The organism is Thiohalomonas denitrificans, from assembly GCF_900102855.1.
Classification (GTDB): domain Bacteria; phylum Pseudomonadota; class Gammaproteobacteria; order Thiohalomonadales; family Thiohalomonadaceae; genus Thiohalomonas; species Thiohalomonas denitrificans.
This window is the reverse complement of the sequence record NZ_FMWD01000004.1, coordinates 387357-403851: the sequence shown is the minus strand read 5'-3', so window position 1 is coordinate 403851 and position 16495 is coordinate 387357. Positions and strand designations below refer to the sequence as shown.

Annotated in this window: 18 protein-coding genes and 1 pseudogene; 16 read left to right on the top strand and 3 right to left on the bottom strand. The window is 56.4% G+C overall.

The features are described 5' to 3' along the window. The 9 genes and pseudogenes from BLP65_RS17080 to BLP65_RS08520 all read left to right on the top strand — a co-directional run. Nucleotides 1–323: pseudogene (locus tag BLP65_RS17080) on the top strand (IS4 family transposase); the annotation flags it as partial. Between the two features lie 400 nt (nucleotides 324–723). Further along, nucleotides 724–1461, top strand: coding sequence for a response regulator (locus BLP65_RS08555; protein WP_092995416.1), 738 nt, complete (start codon nucleotides 724–726; stop codon nucleotides 1459–1461). A 174-nt stretch (nucleotides 1462–1635) separates the two neighbouring features. After that, nucleotides 1636–2838 carry an IS256 family transposase gene (locus tag BLP65_RS08550; RefSeq protein ID WP_092995413.1) on the top strand — a complete coding sequence of 401 codons (1203 nt, stop codon included), beginning with the start codon at nucleotides 1636–1638 and terminating at the stop codon, nucleotides 2836–2838. A gap of 122 nt (nucleotides 2839–2960) precedes the next feature. Beyond that, nucleotides 2961–3575, top strand: coding sequence for a LysE family translocator (locus tag BLP65_RS08545; protein ID WP_092995410.1), 615 nt, complete (start codon nucleotides 2961–2963; stop codon nucleotides 3573–3575). Between the two features lie 297 nt (nucleotides 3576–3872). Beyond that, nucleotides 3873–4589, top strand: coding sequence for a class I SAM-dependent methyltransferase (locus tag BLP65_RS08540; protein WP_092995407.1), 717 nt, complete (start codon nucleotides 3873–3875; stop codon nucleotides 4587–4589). 26 nt (nucleotides 4590–4615) lie between these two features. Further along, the gene (locus tag BLP65_RS08535; protein ID WP_092995404.1) at nucleotides 4616–5158 is read left to right on the top strand and encodes a DUF6624 domain-containing protein; all 543 of its coding nucleotides are present in this window, start codon (nucleotides 4616–4618) and stop codon (nucleotides 5156–5158) included. A gap of 100 nt (nucleotides 5159–5258) precedes the next feature. Then, a complete protein-coding gene (locus BLP65_RS08530) occupies nucleotides 5259–5645 on the top strand; it encodes a VOC family protein (RefSeq protein WP_175452496.1) in 387 nt (128 codons plus the stop codon). A gap of 74 nt (nucleotides 5646–5719) precedes the next feature. Next, the gene (locus BLP65_RS17400; RefSeq protein ID WP_399351495.1) at nucleotides 5720–6163 is read left to right on the top strand and encodes a SecDF P1 head subdomain-containing protein; all 444 of its coding nucleotides are present in this window, start codon (nucleotides 5720–5722) and stop codon (nucleotides 6161–6163) included. Nucleotides 6164–6321: 158 nt separating this feature from the next. Further along, entirely contained in the window at nucleotides 6322–6918 is a 597-nt protein-coding gene (locus BLP65_RS08520) for an NAD(P)H-dependent oxidoreductase (RefSeq protein WP_092995395.1), read from the top strand. 238 nt (nucleotides 6919–7156) lie between these two features. Here BLP65_RS08520 and BLP65_RS08515 read toward each other — a convergent pair whose 3' ends face one another. Continuing rightward, nucleotides 7157–7672, bottom strand: a complete 516-nt coding sequence (locus BLP65_RS08515) for a hemerythrin domain-containing protein (protein ID WP_092995392.1) — start codon at nucleotides 7670–7672, stop codon at nucleotides 7157–7159. 344 nt (nucleotides 7673–8016) lie between these two features. Here BLP65_RS08515 and BLP65_RS08505 point away from each other — a divergent pair, with 344 nt between their 5' ends. Together BLP65_RS08505 and BLP65_RS08500 are read left to right on the top strand one after the other, a co-directional pair. Then, a complete protein-coding gene (locus BLP65_RS08505; RefSeq protein WP_092995386.1) occupies nucleotides 8017–8631 on the top strand; it encodes a LysE family translocator in 615 nt (204 codons plus the stop codon). A 517-nt stretch (nucleotides 8632–9148) separates the two neighbouring features. Next, nucleotides 9149–9589 carry a DUF4142 domain-containing protein gene (locus BLP65_RS08500; protein WP_175452495.1) on the top strand — a complete coding sequence of 147 codons (441 nt, stop codon included), beginning with the start codon at nucleotides 9149–9151 and terminating at the stop codon, nucleotides 9587–9589. A gap of 227 nt (nucleotides 9590–9816) precedes the next feature. On the opposite strand, the gene BLP65_RS08490 is transcribed toward BLP65_RS08500, so the two are convergent. Continuing rightward, nucleotides 9817–10695: a phosphatase PAP2 family protein gene (locus tag BLP65_RS08490; RefSeq protein WP_092995378.1), complete on the bottom strand. Its 879-nt coding sequence runs from the start codon at nucleotides 10693–10695 to the stop codon at nucleotides 9817–9819. After that, nucleotides 10696–11700 (bottom strand): mechanosensitive ion channel family protein, encoded by a 1005-nt coding sequence (locus tag BLP65_RS08485; RefSeq protein WP_217631936.1) that lies wholly within the window; start codon nucleotides 11698–11700, stop codon nucleotides 10696–10698. A gap of 324 nt (nucleotides 11701–12024) precedes the next feature. Here BLP65_RS08485 and BLP65_RS08480 point away from each other — a divergent pair, with 324 nt between their 5' ends. From BLP65_RS08480 to glgB, 5 genes are all read left to right on the top strand, one after another. After that, a complete protein-coding gene (locus tag BLP65_RS08480; protein ID WP_092995376.1) occupies nucleotides 12025–12303 on the top strand; it encodes a type II toxin-antitoxin system RelE/ParE family toxin in 279 nt (92 codons plus the stop codon). Continuing rightward, on the top strand, nucleotides 12303–12620 hold the full coding sequence (locus tag BLP65_RS08475; protein ID WP_092995373.1) for a HigA family addiction module antitoxin: 318 nt from the start codon (nucleotides 12303–12305) through the stop codon (nucleotides 12618–12620). Before BLP65_RS08480 ends, BLP65_RS08475 begins: the two co-directional genes overlap by 1 nt. A gap of 128 nt (nucleotides 12621–12748) precedes the next feature. Continuing rightward, entirely contained in the window at nucleotides 12749–13288 is a 540-nt protein-coding gene (locus tag BLP65_RS08470; protein ID WP_092995370.1) for a GNAT family N-acetyltransferase, read from the top strand. 149 nt (nucleotides 13289–13437) lie between these two features. Beyond that, entirely contained in the window at nucleotides 13438–14067 is a 630-nt protein-coding gene (locus tag BLP65_RS08465) for a hypothetical protein (RefSeq protein ID WP_139181460.1), read from the top strand. 143 nt (nucleotides 14068–14210) lie between these two features. Then, complete coding sequence (gene glgB / locus BLP65_RS08460) at nucleotides 14211–16388, top strand: 1,4-alpha-glucan branching protein GlgB (RefSeq protein WP_092995365.1); 2178 nt, start codon at nucleotides 14211–14213, stop codon at nucleotides 16386–16388. Nucleotides 16389–16495 lie beyond the last annotated feature (107 nt).

Genomic DNA, 16495 nt, shown 5'->3' with positions numbered 1-16495 from the left:
TTGAGGAGAACTTTCGCGATACCAAGAGCGAGTACTACGGCTTCGGTCTAGAGCGCGCCCGCTCACGCTCGACAGAGCGCTATTCGGTTCTACTACTAGTCAATGCGCTGGCCGTTTTTGTCGCTTGGTTGTTCGGGAAGGCTGCTCGGTCTGAGGGAATTGACCGAGGCTACCAAGCCAATACCATCCGTTCCCGAGCCGTCCTGTCCTGCGTCTTCCTGGGGCTGCGAGTGATCTCGCGGGGCGACATTCAGATGACAACTACAAAGCTACGACAAATCAGGACAATCTTCCGGGGTCCAGAATTAGCCGTGTCTTCGTGAAATTCGTGGGGATCCTTCAGGGTCGTAGTAACTTTTTCACTGGGTATGATGCTCGTAAGGAGGGCGGGCGAGGAATTGACTTGGTAGACACTTCGGCGTGCCCCATCGAAGCTGAGCCGGGGCGGAAGAATAATGGGGTCGTAGTAACTGTTTCCGCTTGGTATAACGCTCGTAAGAAGGTTTCCGCTGGGTATAACGCTTGTAAGAAGGGCGACCGAGGAATTGACCTGGCAGACACATCGGCGTGCACCATTCGAAACTGGAATAATGGGGTCATAGTAACCTTTTCCTCTGGGTGTGACGCTCGTAGTAGTCCCGTTCGAATTGCTCGAGTGGTTTCTATTTCCATAGCTGTCCACGTAGAATCCTTCCTAAAGGAGTGGCTACGAAGGGGAACGGGATGAATATACTGATCGCGGAAGACGATGAACTGAATCGGTATCTGAATAGCCGGCTAATGGATGGTTGGGGCTATCGGTATGATATGGCAGCGAATGGAATGGAGGCTGTCGAATTCGTGAGAAACAATCCAGGCAAATACGACCTCTGTTTGATGGATGTGGAAATGCCGGTAATGAACGGCATAGATGCCACGAGGATCATTCGGAGGGAGAGCAAGTACTTCCCTATCCTCGGGCACTCAGCGAATCCTGATTTTGAAGCCAAATGCCTTATGGTCGGCATGGATGATTTTGTCGACAAGTTGTGCGCTCCCGGTCGGCTGCTTGAGAAAGTCGGTCTACTGACCGTGAAGGCGCTTCGTTTCGTAGCCCAAGGCAATCGAATAACCGTTGAAGAGGAAATGCCCATGGATCAGCAGCACGCGCAGGAAATTCGCGAGTTGGCCAAACGAGACTTGCGGAAAGTTAAGTTGTTCGACTATCCGGATAGCGCGGTGATCGTCCACAAGAACGTCACCAACAAGATATCCCATGACTTCAACGTCAAAAAACAGCTGCTCTCAACATTCATCAACCGCGATCCGGAAAAGCCCACTCGATGCGAATTGTACAAAGAGAGCAAGTACTTCATGCCGCAAACGTATCTGACCGAAGACGAGTTTGATGCATTAATTGAGGCGGAAAACAAGGAATTGAATGCGTACCTGGATCTTTCTCTCAAGGGTAAAGAAGACTAGGTTTTGGAGTCGGGCATTTTGGACGTGACCGAAGCCGCATTCGGCAAAAAGGGAGTGAAGTAATTTACCGCATACGCTACCCGAGAAACAAACGGGGTCAGGTCTTTCTTCTTGAATGGGAGCGTTAGAAATTCTGTGTCATTTCAGTAGTATGACTAAAAAAAGGAATGACACATGTCCAAAGAGTTCGATTTTGAAGAGGCCCTTGCGGCCCTGCGCAACGGTCAGGACCTGACCGGCAAAGACGGTATCCTCACCCCGCTTATCAAGCAGCTGACCGAGGCCGCGCTCAAGGCCGAGTTGGAGGCCCACCTTGAGCAGGAAGAGCCCCCTAATCGCAAGAACGGCAGCAGCAAGAAAACCGTCAAGTCATCCACTGGCAGCTTCGAACTGGAAACGCCTCGGGACCGCAGAGGCACTTTCGAGCCAAAACTGGTCAAGAAGCACCAGACCCACCTGACCGACGAAATTGAGCGCAAGGTCCTGTCGCTGTTCGCCCTGGGCAATAGCTATCAGGACATCGCTGGGCACATTGCCGACCTGTACGGCCTGAGCCTTTCCAATGCCACTATCAGTGCGGTCACCGACAAGCTCTTGCCGGAGCTAGAGCAGTGGCGCAACCGCCCGCTTCAGAGCCACTACCCCTTCGTCTGGCTCGATGCCATCCACTACAAGGTCAAGGAAGAGGGGCGCTATGTCCAGAAGGCGGTCTACACGGTCTTGGGGCTGACGCTGGAGGGGAAGAAGGAAATCCTCGGCCTCTACCTGTCTGAGACCGAAGGGGCCAACTTCTGGCTCTCAGTAATCACCGACCTGCAAAACCGCGGAGTGGAAGATATCCTCATCGCCGCCGTTGACGGACTCAAGGGTTTCCCGGAGGCCATCAATTCAGTCTTCCCCAAGACCGAAGTCCAGCTGTGCATCATCCACCAAATCCGCAACTCCATGAAGTACGTCGCCTCGAAGCACCAGAAAGCCTTCATGGCCGATTTGAAGCCGGTTTACCGGGCAGCCAACAAGGGCGCTGCTGAAACGGCGCTCGATGAGCTGGAGGCGCGTTGGGGCCAGCAGTACCCGATTGTCCTTAAGTCCTGGCGCAGCAAGTGGGAGAACCTGTCGGTCTACTTTAAATACCCGGCCGACATCCGACGGGTCATCTACACCACCAACGCCATTGAGGCGGTGCATCGGCAGTTTCGCAAGCTGACCAAAACCAAGGGGGCCTTCCCCAATGAGAGCAGCCTGCTGAAATTACTCTATGTCGGAATTCAGAATGCCTCGAAGAAATGGACCATGCCGATTCAGAACTGGAACTTGACCCTCTCCCAACTGGCGATTTACTTTGACGGCCGGTTAGATGGCGTGCTGGAAATCTAACCGCTTAGGCTGACACAGAATTCTGAACGCCCTCTCTTGAATGGCAAGATAAAAAGCCTGGCCCTAATTGCCCATGACCAAACGTTGGGCCTCATGCAACGTATTTCACAGGAGCCTCTTGCGTGATCTCATCTGAATATCTCATCACTTCTCTGGTAGTCGTGCTGATCCCAGGAGCGGGCGTGCTGTTTACCGTCTCTACTGGTCTGGTTCAGGGCAGATCTGCCAGCGTGATTGCTGCGCTAGGATGCACTTTAGGCATCCTTCCACATTTGGTGGCTACATACCTTGGTCTGGCCGTTGTCATGCACACCAGCGCACTAGCTTTCCAACTGCTCAAGTATGCCGGTGTCGCCTATCTGTTCTATTTGGCGTATGCCACTTGGCGTGATTGTTCAGTCTTCACGGTCGAACATGTGCCTTCGCGTACAGCATCGTTCTACCTGATAGGCAGAGCGATTCTGCTGAATCTCCTGAATCCGAAGCTCACGATCTTCTTTCTGGCCTTCTTGCCCCAGTTCATCGAGCCCGGTTCAGTCGCACCACTGGCACAGTTTCTCGTTTTGAGCGCCGTATTCATGGCCATGACTTTTTCGATCTTTGTTGTGTACGGATTAGTGGCTTATGCGTTCCGCAAACTGGTAATCGAATCGCCGCGAGTTCAGGGTTGGCTGCGCACCGGATTCGCAGCGGCGTTTGCGGGTTTGGGTACTCAACTGGCGCTGTCCGAACGATGAGGTCCAAGCCGCTGCTGGTCCCCGGAATTCATGCATACCCGTTCGCTTTCGCCCCTGCCCAAACGCTATGAAGCGGCTATGGGGCGAAAAGGGGGCGGAGGAGTTTTCGTCTGATCGTCTTGCTATTGCGACCTCTAGGACGCTATCCGAAAAGGAGCAGTTAATTCCTCCGTCCCCTTTCAATGCGGGCCGAACAAGCCGGTGAACCCGACGCCGGAAGGCAAGCCAGTGCTCCGCGGCCGGCATAGGGGCCGCGCGGGTTACCGGTATCATTGGTCAGTAGAAGGACAGAGCGGTATGGACCCGTTCAGTGATGAAAAGATATTTGACTCGTGGTCTAAGAATGCGCCCCAGTGGAGCGAGGTTGTCCGCAAAGGGAAAATTGAGAGCCGTCGGTTGGTAACAAACAACGCGATCGTTGAAGCTATTCTAAAGCGTTCACCCCAATCTGTTCTTGACGTTGGCTGCGGGGAGGGATGGCTTGTCCGCGAGCTGGCTGACAAGGTGGCGCATGTGTCCGGGGCAGATGTCATTCCCGGTCTCATCGAACGTGCTCAGGACGCAGGAGGTGGCAGTTTCTATGTGGCTTCTTACGATGAAATTGCCAAGGGTGCGCTTGATAGTTTATCCGACGTTGTCGTCTGTAATTTCTCTCTTCTTGGTAAGGAATCGGTCGAGACGCTGTTTAAGGCGGTGCCATCGCTCTTGGCGCCGAACGGAGCCTTCATCGTACAAACGCTCCATCCGATGGTTTCGTGTGGCGACTCCCCGTATCAGGATGGTTGGCGAGAAGGCTCATGGGACGGGTTTAGCCCTGATTTCACAGATCCTGCCCCATGGTATTTCAGGACATTGGGCAGTTGGGTGACACTGTTCTTGAATAGCGGATTTCGGCTACTTGAGATAAGTGAACCCATCCATCCAAAGACCCATATGCCTGCCTCCGTTATATTCATTGCAGAGACAACGCCCAACAACCCATTGCAGCCGACGGCTGACGCGTCGGCTGAATGAAGCGTAGCCACGCGAGGCAAGTCGGTATGAGCGACGAGTTGCGTCAAGAACTGCTGTCAATGCAGAAAGACGATCAGCGACTTATGCGGGAGCTCATGGATGCTGGGGAATTGCGGGAAGAGGAATATCATCCTCGCCTCAAGTGGCTGCATGAAAGGCATATCGCGCGCATTAAGGAGATCATTGCGGAACATGGCTGGCCAGGGAGAAGCCTCGTTGGCCAGGAGGGCGCCAAGGCGGCATGGCTGGTGGTTCAGCATGGTGTTCTAGATCAAGAGTTCATGGAAGGTGCATTGCCTTTGTTGAAGGTGGCGGTTGCGACAGGTGAGGCCGAGGGTTGGTGCTTGGCGTACCTGCAAGATAGGACGTTGACCATGGCAGGGAAGCCTCAGGTATACGGTACCCAGCACGATTTTGACGAGAACGGAGTGGCCTATCCATTGCCAATGGCCGATCCCGGAAAAGTAGACAAGTTGCGGGAAGAGATGGGTATGGGACCGTTGGCGCAGGCGACGAAGCGAATTCAGGAGGCATACCAGCCGATGATCAAAAATCGGGACGATGGCTAACAATGGGCCAAAATCCGGCACCGGGAACCCACGCGGCGCTCCGCGGCGGGGGCTGTGGCGGCGCGGGTTAGCCGAGGCGTTCGGCAGCAGAGGAATGACGTTGAATATCGATCATGTGGCGCTTAATGCCGTTTCCCTGGAAAAGGAGGTCCAGTTTTTCGTCGACTTTCTCGGGCTGGAAATCCTTCAAAAATGGGAGTCTCCCCGGCAGGCGTATGTCGGTTCGAAAGAGGGGCCGGTGATTGGGCTGATAGAGAATCCTGATTACGATGGTTCAGTATTCACAATGGCGCACCTCGCGTTCAGTGTGCCTGAGTCGGAGTTTGATGGTTGGGTGAAGAAGATTAACGAATCTGATTTGCCAGTCATAGCCGGCCCCAGGGAGCAAAGAGGCGGAAGAACGATCCTCTTTCGAACGCCGAGCAAGAACATTGTTGAAGTCTGTTATCCTGAAGCTAGGAAAACGATTGAACAGAAAGCATATTAGCCGAATAGTCTGTTCCAGCCGACGTCAGGCCGCAACGCGGCGATCCTCGGCTGAGCGCTGGCTGGGCCAGAAGGATGATGCGGTTTAGAAGCCTCCTTGCGATTGCCGGCGGATTGCTCTCAGTGGCCCGTGGCGTAAACGCATTGGTAGATGAGCCAATCGTTTATAGGCTCTGCCGAGGGGATGTCCAGTCAGTCGAACTGCAAAGGGCAGAAGGGGATTACCGGACGACGGTGCAGTTGTCCAGCCATGCTTCCAAGGCGTTTGCCACTTTCACTGAAATGAACATTGGAAAGTATGTGATCGTGGTTGCCGGAGAATCCATTCTGTCCAATGCGATCATTAGGGAGCGCATAGATTCGGGGCGGCTCGTAAGTGCTTCTGCCAGAGAGGAAGAGGCCATACAGCTTCGAGGTGCAATCCTGGAGAGGCTTCCTGGCTCGCCCTGCGGGTACGCCCAACAACGCAGTAAACCGGACACCGGAAAGCATCGCGGCGCTACGCGGGATGTTCAGTAGCGGCGCCGGTTACTGCTAAATAGCTGTTCCGAAATGGTGCCCATCACTCCCCCTCATCCTAACCTTCTCCTTGAGAGGGAGAAGGGACCACGTGGAGACCATTTCGGAACAGCTATTTAGCGTTAGCGCCCGAAAATAGGACAAGAAACCAACACCAAATGAAATGCCTTGTTGTAAAAGCGCATCCTCTTTCAGAAAGCCTATGCTCGTGTCTTGCTGATCGGGCCATGGGTGTGCTTCGCGATGCCGGTCATGTGGTCGAGGCGGAAGATCTCTACGCAGAGGGCTTTGCTGCTTCGCTGACGGAAGCGGAGCGAGACAGCTATTACGCCGGGCCCTACGCGGCGCAGCAGGTTAGGCCGCAGATTGAGAGGCTGCTGGCGGCAGAAGCGATCGTTCTGGTGTTTCCCACTTGGTGGTTTGGCTTTCCTGCCATCCTCAAGGGTTGGTTTGATCGGGTCTGGGCGCCGGGCGTGGTGTATGACCATGCTGATCAGTATGGTCCCATCAAACCCAGGCTCACGAACCTCCGCCATCTCCTTGCCGTGACGTCGCTTGGCTCGCCATGGTGGGTCGACCGGTTTGTGCTACGGCAGCCTGTCAAGCGCGTGCTCAAGACAGCCATCGCCGGCACCTGCGCGCCACAGTGTCGCCTGGACCTTCTGTCGCTGTACAAGAGTGAGCAGCTCACACAGGCACAGGTGGAGCAGTTTGGGTTGCGGATAGAACGGGCACTGCAACGGTGGCCGGTATAATCGGTGATGTTGAATGGTGCACCGCCGAAAAGGGGCGGTGCCATGTTTCCGCTAACCTCAAGGACCCCTCAAATTTATTGATAGCCACGTTAATTGGGGGGAGCGTTTCCGTTTCCGTCCGTTTCCGGGGACACCCATTAGCACGCGGTGGCCGATCTGGAGGACGAAACAGGAGATGGAACACCTGCCCGGCACCGAAGGAACCGGACAGGCACACGAGAGCGGGCGTTGTTCGTGCTCAGTAGGTAGGCATGTAGAGCGGATAGAGGGTGGATTCCTCCCGCTCGATGCGCTGGACCAGTACCTGCCCCACTTCGTTGAAGTCACGCTTGAAGGCATCGGCAAGTTCGGTATTGACGCCGATCGCCTCGTACTTGCGCAGAAAATTGGTTGCCGCCCGGCCGATACCGTCCATCTCCCGGCGGAATTTGCGGATCAGTTCGGACTTGGTGTCGTCGTGAGCGAACTGGCGATCGAGATAGATATAGAGACGGACATTCTCGGTCAACAGGTGCCCCTGCAGCAGGCCACGAAATCGAGCCAGTGACTGCGACACGGCCTTATAGTCGGCCTGGGCAAACTCCTCGGCGATCTGTCCATAAAGTTCAATCAGATCCTTGTGATCCTCCTTGAGCTTCTCCACCAGCTCGGGGCTGTAGCGGATCTCCGTTCCCGGTGCCGTCGGGAACGCCTCGCTGGAGGATGCCTCTGCATCCGGCTCGGTCGGCTCGTTCTTCTTGAAAAGTCCAAACATTGGTTCCCTTCCCCCTTTTTTTTTTTGACCAATCGCATATTTAGAACATGTTTTTTAACGAGACGCAACCAAATAAAAAAAGACAGCAACTACATGGACACCCAGTGTAAGAAGGCTTGGAGTGGGTGTCCGGGTAGTACGCCGGTGGATTTGCTGCTGATGGGAAGGGCGCGGTAGAAGAAAACAGCACCCTTGCCTTTGGTGGGGGGGCGTTTTTTATCGAGGACGATTGAAATAAACTGGTTCAGGTCTTTCCTCTTGAATGGCAAGATGAAAGCCCTGACCCTAATTGCCCATGACCAAACGTTGGGCCTCATGCAACGTATTTCACAGGAGCCTCTTGCGTGATCTCATCTGAATATCTCATCACTTCTCTGGTCGTCGTGCTGATCCCAGGAGCGGGCGTGCTGTTCACCGTCTCTACTGGTCTGGTTCAGGGCAGATCTGCCAGCGTGATTGCTGCGCTAGGATGCACGTTAGGCATCCTCCCACATTTGGTGGCTACATACCTTGGTCTGGCCGTTGTCATGCACACCAGCGCACTAGCTTTCCAACTGCTCAAGTATGCCGGTGTCGCCTATCTGTTCTATTTGGCGTATGCCACCTGGCGTGATTGTTCAGTCTTCACGGTCGAACATGTGCCTTCGCGTACAGCATCGTTCTACCTGATAGGCAGAGCGATTCTGCTGAATCTCCTGAATCCGAAGCTCACGATCTTCTTTCTGGCCTTCTTGCCCCAGTTCATCAAGCCCGGTTCAGTCGCACCACTGGCACAGTTTCTCGTTTTGAGCGCCGTATTCATGGCCATGACTTTTTCAATCTTTGTTGTGTACGGATTAGTGGCTTATGCGTTCCGCAAACTGGTAATCGAATCGCCGCGAGTTCAGGGTTGGCTGCGCACCGGATTCGCGGCGGCGTTTGCGGGTTTGGGTACTCAACTGGCGCTGTCCGAACGATGAGGTCCAAGCCGTTGCTCTGAGTCCCCGGCAGAAGGGTCAGGTCGTTCCTGTTGCATTTCTTGCATGGAGCACAAAATAATGGGGTCGTAGTCACTTTCCACTCTGGATGTGACGCTCGTAAGAAGGGCGGCCCAGAAATCGAAGTGGGTACGTGAAGGGGACGAGGGAGTTTCCGTTCGATAGAGAAATAAAATTGAGGAAGACACCGGTTTTTGACGGAGACGCGGAACCACTGTCCCCTTTTCCCAGCCGAGGCGTTAGAACGACGAGAAATATAGTGACCCAAGAGCTAATCGCCACGCTTTAGCTTCTGTGTCGTTTTTTCTCTTCTAGGGAATGAACTCGCACACAGGAACAAGGGCATCGAGAGATACGACTACGGCGAAACTGCAATAGGAATAGTGCGGAGTGGGCGATGCCGAAGGCCCTTTAGCCTCTGTAATCACCACAGTTTATCGATCGACCGGGTGTTTGTAGTCTGATGGGTAGAAACCAACGGCACAGTAAGGAGAGGCTCATGGCTAATCTGTCGAAACTCGATCAGGAGTTCGTGACCAAGGCAGCGCAGGATGGGCTGGTGGAGATAAAGATGGCAAAACTGGCCCAGAAGAAGGCACATTCCGACCGATTAAAGGATTTCGCCAATGTCATGCTGGACGATCATTCTCTGGCAAAACAGCGGCTCGAAGAAGTTGCCAAACAGATCGGCATCAAACTGCCGAAACAGCTGTCTGAATCGCAGAAGAATCTGGTCGATAAGATGTCGAAATACAAGGGGGATCAGTTCGACCGGCACTTTGTGTCGACAATCCTTCAGGAGCATAAAAAGGATGTCAGCCTCTATCACCGGGAGTCCGAGCATGGTGGCAATGACGAGTTGAAGCATTTGGCCGCGGAGATTGCCCCTGTATTGGAGAAGCACCTGGATATGGCTCAATCGATGCAGAGCGGTGCCTAATCCGGAGGCGCAAACGGAGGCTGCAGCATGGATGAGCGGACAGTTCCTGAAAAGCACCGCCCCGGGATCAAGAGCTTGGCTCCCTTCGTCGGCGGGAGCGCGCTTGCCCTTTACGGGATGAGCCGCTCCACGCGGCGAGTTCCCTTCGCGCTAACCGGATTGGTGCTGACGTTCTACGGCATCATGCATCGTGCGCGCAGGGAACGCAGGTGATGGTGGGTCGTGATTCAGTTGCGGTTGGCACGTTGATATTCGGTGAGGGTAAAGGCCACTAAAAGCCAGAACAGTCCGACCAGAAATCCCATTGCCACATCACTGGCATAATGGACACCGAGATAAACCCGGCTGAAGCCTGTTGTCCCGATGATCACCAAGCTCCAGAAGATGACTTCGAACCGCTCTCTGGTCCGGGACCCGGACAGGTCCCGGACCAGTGCATAGGCGATGAAGCCGTAAACCGCCATCGCTGCGGTTGCGTGTCCGCTGGGAAAGGAGGCGTAGGGGGCGGTCACAAAGGTTTCAAACTCGGGTCGATCGCGGTTGAAGGCGAATTTGCCGAGCCATGTGGTGAGTTGGGATCCGGCCACGGCCACCCACAGCGGCAAAATGAATTGCGAGCGGCGGTCGGCCCACAGAAAACCGGTCGAGACGAATGTTACCCCCACAAGTACGGCGCTTCCCCCCAGATCCGTCAGCCAGGCAAACAGGCCGACCAGTAGCGGTGTACGCAGGGGCTGAAGTACTGCATTGAATCCTTGGTCAAACGCATGGAGTTCCGTCGCCTCAAGCAACTCCTCAATCAGTCCCCCCATGAGCAGGAACACGTAAGCGAGGGCGCCGGTGAGTAGCGTCAGCGGCAATCCGGTAAAGGGCCGTGGTTGAAAGCGGTTTCGTGCGAATGAATAGGTACGGGGGATACGCGTTTCCACCCAGGCTCGCAGAGGACGGGTGCGGCGCCAGTGTGGAGTCAGTTTCCCGAGGACCGGGCGCCAGCCCGAAGCCATCAGCATAACAACACGTAAAGCGAGCCAACGGATCCCGAACACCAGCCCTATGCCGAATCCCAGCAGCAGCCAGGAATGGAGTTGTGACGTTCCCATGGTCATTCAAGGATAGTCCTGCGACCCCAGCGGTCCCTTTGAATGGAGATGGAGGGGCGGTAGACCGACGATGTCCATCGTTTGGGAAGCGATCGGTATCCCGGAGTGCTCCAGCTCCCGTAAGACATCTCGAGTGATGGCATCCTTGACCTCCCGGATATTGTGGTCCTCCACGATAAAGCGGACCGTGAGCTCCAGCCAGTTGTCCGTCAGTCGGTAGTAGACGAGGGGCCAGACTTCGGTGGGCTTGAAGAAGTACCACCTCCGCATCTCATCCAGTGCTTCTTTGCTCAGGCTTCCAATCGCAATGGTGTGTCGGCGGGCAGCTTCCAGCAGGATCGTCTCGGCACGCTCGCGGTCGCTCTCGTAGCGTATCGGCAGGCTCATCTCCTCCCAGATATAAGGAAAGTCGCGGGTATAGTTGTACACCGGCTCATCCAGAATGCGTGCATTACTGACTGTGACCACGCGTCCGGTGTATTGGCGACTGTGTATCCAGACCGCAGGAGCCGCAGCCTGGACCGCGGGCGGTTGGCCCATCTCCATGATGGTTGTCTGGGTGATGCGAAGGCTAATGACGTCTCCCCGTACGCCGCCCATTACGATACGGTCCCCTACGTTGAAAACCTTGCCTCTGAGGATGATGAAATAACCCGCGATGGCAGTCACAACGCGCTGCAGGGCAAAGGCCAGGCCGGCGGTAATCAGACCAAGAGCGGTGGCCAGCCGGGAAGGGTCGTCAAACCATATCGAGACCAGGACTACCAACAGCAGGATCGCTGAAGAGAGGCCGATCGTCTGGATGGCCCAGAACTCCAGCCGCTCTTTGTGGCGATCCCGGAATGCCCGGTGGGCCAAGCCCCGGAGGAACTTGCCCAGCAGCAGCACCAGAAAGACCAGGATCACACTGACGATAAGCTTGATACCGTTCTCGGCATTGATGCCTACCAGCCTGACTCCCAGGAACTCCACGGCCTGGTTCGGCCCCACCAGTCGTATTATCGACTCCAACGGATCCCCCTCCCTGCGAACGATGGTGCGTGAGCGCTCAGCCAAGGCTCATGGTGCATTCATGATTCGTAACGGCCTTTCACGGCTCCTTTGCACTGTCGGGGACGCAAGTAGTCCCACTTCTCCGGAAAACTTAGTCGCTTCCCGTAATGTGGATTCGATCGGAGAGCAGCGGCGGATAAAAAGTCTCGTGCTCCCCAGCCGGTGGAAACCGCCCCGAAGCCGATCCAAGGGGAAAAAGGGAAAGGCGGAGTTTTCGTCCGGAAGAGGGATAAAAAACCGGGAAAGTTTGTTGCGTGATGCGCAACGTGCTATGGTTTGGTCATGATCAAGTCGTTCCGCCACAAGGGGCTTATGCGCTTCTATGAGTCCGGGAGCGTTGCCGGGATCCAGCCACAGCACGCATCCCGGCTCAGGATGCAGTTGGCGGCGCTCGATACCGCGATTGTCATCGAGGACATGAACATCCCGGGGCTTCGGCTGCACCGGCTGAAGGGGCACGAGCGCGGCAGGTGGTCGATCTGGGTTAACGGTAACTGGCGATTGACTTTCGAATTCCGTGACGGCAACGCGTATGTTTTGGATTACGAGGACTACCACTGATGGCCATGCACAACCCCCCCCATCCAGGCGAGTTTATCCGTGAGGTGTATCTTGAGCCCTTCGGCCTGAGTGCTCGCCATCTCGCGGCGAAGCTCAACGTATCGCCTTCGACGGTCGCGCGAATCCTTCAAGGACGTAGCGCTGTGAGCCCGGAAATGGCATTGCGTCTTTCGAAGACGCTGGGGCGTTCGCCGGAAAGCTGGCTGGCGATGCAGGACCAGTATGATCTTTGGTGCGCTCGGCGGAACATGAATCTGGATGGTGTGGAGACAATGCAGTTTGAGGAGCCCAACAACGGAGTGCATCCGACGCGTTAACAGGCTATTGAAAAAGGTTTTTGTCCCTTCTCCCTGAGGGAGCCCCCTCACCCCGGCCCTCTCCCTCAGGGAGAGGGAGTTTTTCAACAGCCTGTTAAAGCGCATCGCTGAGAAGAGCCGGGAATCTCATGAATCCAAAGATCGTTATCCGGTGCGAGACTGACGCTGATGTTGAGGCGATACGGGACGTAACCGTCTCTGCATTCAAGACCCTGGAGATCAGTAATCACACCGAGCAGTTCATCATCGAGGCGTTACGTGCAGCCGGGGCGCTGACCGTATCGCTGATCGCGGAGTTTGATGGCCGGGTGGTGGGGCATATCGCCTTCTCTCCGGTCACCATTTCAGATGGTACCGGGGACTGGTACGGGCTTGGACCTCTCTCGGTGGTGCCGGAATACCAGCGGCAGGGTATTGGCAGGGCGCTAATCGAGGAGGGTTTGTCACGACTGAAGAGCCTCAATGCCCGAGGAGTCTGTCTTGTCGGACATCCGGATTACTACAAAAAATTCGGGTTCAGGAATCTGCCGGGGCTGGTGCTTGAGGGAGTGCCCCAGGAGTTCTTCTTTGCTCTCTCTTTCGACGGCCACATTCCGCAGGGCACCGTCACTTTTCATGAAGCCTTCAAAGCCGATGGCCGGCAAGAGGGTGCAGGCGACGCTGTATAGCGCGTCCGACCCTCCGGTCGATGAGTACCCCCGGCATCGCAAGCCTCGCCTATCCTGATCGCAAGTCTTTTTGCAGGGAGTCGAAGGGCGGTTCCGCGCATTACTGGCGGTGCGCGGGCGCGTCCCGATGGAGCATGCAGGTTACCGGATTGAGCGCAGCTGTTATCCCTCAGCGACAGTGGCCGCTGCGGCAGTGGTTCTACGGACCGGCCAGGCGCTACTATCATCGCCCGGGAAAGGTCGAGCGCTGTGCCCCGAAACCGCTCTTCTACGAACGGCTCGATTCGGAACTGCGCGAGCTTTGCTTCCTGCTTCACGCACGGGGGCTGCGCACTACCGCCTCCTGTGAAGGACACCACCACGACCGCTCCTATTTCGAACAGCTATGGGAAGCCTTATGCGATGAAGCAGAGGCGATCCGCGGCGAGGGCCTTCTGGTGACGGAGGCGGAGTGCGGTCGGTCGTACTGGTTCCGGGATCCCGAGTACCGGCTTCCGTGGCCGGATTTCGCATCTTTCCTGAGCGAGTCACAGCGGTTCCAGACTACGGGCTATCTCGGGGTTATCGTTCCGTTTTCCGAAGTGGCAATCGATGAGCGGCTCCGCAAAGCTTCACGGCGCCTGGGGAATCTCGCTCCGGAGATTGACGACACCATGGGCCGGCGCTTCGGCGGCCGCTTGTATCATTTCCTGGTCGAAAGTGCCGATGAGGAGCAACGCTCCCGGAAATGGCGACACATCACCCATTGGTTTCGGGACGAAATGGGCCTCACGATTTAGCAGGCTGTTGAGCGAGGAGTGCGTTTTTGCAACGAGCGTCTACTCTGAGTGATAGCCCACACGGCATCCGCTGAAACAGGCGAAGATTCTGCCGTCGTGCCGGCGCTCCAACAATCAAACATTAATATCGACAGGGATAAGCCATGACGAAGCACCTCGACGCCGAATTGGGCCGTATTATCGAAGCGACACACCACGATCCCTTTGCCGTTCTGGGATGCCATTGGGATGGTGACCAGGCGTTGGTGCGCGCCTATGTGCCCCGGGCTCAGGAGGTCCGTATCGCCGAAGGGGACCTGCCCATGACCCGTGTGCCGAACACGGACCTTTTCGAATGGTCCGGTGACGGTGCCCCCCTGCCGAAGCACTACAGCCTGATCTGGCGGGATGAGGGTCACCGCGAGCATATCGCCCGGGATCCCTACACCTTTGAGCCCCAGGTGGGAGACCTTGACCTCTACTATTTTGGCGAGGGTCGCCACCGCCACGCCTATCGGTTTCTGGGGAGTCATGAGCACGAGGCGGATGGAGTGGCAGGTGTACGGTTTGCCGTCTGGGCACCGAATGCCGAACGTGTAAGCGTTGTCGGGGATTTCAACCAATGGGACGGCCGCCGCCATCCGATGCGGGTGCGCGGCGGCAGTGGCGTCTGGGAATTGTTCATTCCGGACCTGGAATCGCAGCACGTCTACAAGTACGAAATCCGCAATCGCCACAGCGGCCAGGTGTTCCTGAAAGCAGACCCCTATGCACAGCGTCATGAGTTGCGGCCCTGTACCGCATCCGTGATCGCCGGCACCAGTCACTTCGAATGGAGCGACGCGGAGTATCTCGCGGCCAGGGCAGAAGCCGACTGGCAGCACCAGCCGATGTCCGTATACGAGGTGCACCTGGGCTCCTGGCAGCGGGACATGGAGGGTGAATTCCTCGGTTTTCGGGAGTTGGCGCACCGTATGGTGGAGTATGTAACGGATATGGGATTCACCCATGTCGAGTTGCTGCCGATCACGGAGCACCCCTTCGACCTGTCGTGGGGCTATCAGACCACGGGGTATTTCGCTCCCACCAGTCGCTTCGGCACCCCGGATGACTTCCGCTATTTTGTGGACTGCTGCCATCGCAACGGTATCGGCGTGCTGCTGGACTGGGTGCCGGCCCACTTTCCACGGGATGCGCACGGTCTGGCCCGTTTTGATGGCTCTCCACTGTACGAACACGACGACCCGCGCCGGGGTGAGCACAGGGATTGGGATACGCTGATCTTCAATTACGGCCGCAACGAGGTGAGAAACTTTCTGCTCTCCAGCGCCGTGTACTGGCTGACAGAAATGCACGTGGACGGTCTGCGGGTCGATGCGGTGGCCTCGATGCTCTATCTCGATTACTCCCGCGAGGAGGGGGATTGGGTGCCGAATCAGTACGGCGGGCGCGAGAATCTGGAGGCCATCGACTTCCTGCAGGAGTTGAATGTAGTTGTTCACGACGAATGCCCCGGAGCGCTCACCGCCGCCGAGGAGTCCACCTCCTGGCCCCAGGTGAGCCGGCCCACCTATCTTGGCGGGCTGGGTTTCGACATGAAGTGGAACATGGGCTGGATGAACGACACGCTCAGCTACATGGCCCAGGAGCCGATTCACCGCCAGTATCACCACGGCATGCTGACGTTCAGCATGCTCTATGCCTTCACCGAAAACTTCATGCTGCCGTTTTCCCACGACGAGGTGGTGCACGGCAAGCAGTCCATGCTCCACAAGATGCCGGGAGACGAGTGGCAGCAACACGCCAACCTGCGCGCACTCTATACGTATCAGTTCACCCACCCGGGCAAGAAGGTGCTGTTCATGGGTACCGAGTTTGCCCAGGGGTTGGAGTGGAACAGCGCCGGAGTGCTGGACTGGTACGTGCTCGATTACCCGCTGCACCAGGGAATGCAGCGTCTGGTCCGGGATCTGAACCGACTCTATCGGGATAGCGGTGCACTCCACCGCCATGAGTTCGACTGGCAGGGTTTCGAGTGGCTTGACTGCAGTGACTCCGAGCAGTCGGTGATCAGCTTTTTGCGCAAGGGTGACGGCAACGAATTGACCGTCGTGGTGCTCAACCTTACGCCGGTTCCCCGCCACGGCTATCGTATCGGCGTGCCCCTGCCGGGGAGCTATCGCGAGGTACTGAACTCCGACTCGATGCACTACGGGGGCAGCAATCTCGGCAACGGCTCGGAGCCTCTCGTGGCCGACGAACTCCCCTGGATGAATCGCGCTCACTCCCTTTCGCTGACATTGCCGCCGCTGGCGGGCATCGTGCTTCGGTACGAAGGGTAGGCATCCCGCTAACCAGTCCCAAGGACTTTGGCCGGACCGCGCAGGTCCGGCCACGACTCCCTACGATCCACTTTCGGGATCCACTCTTCCTCCATTTTTCAGGCAAT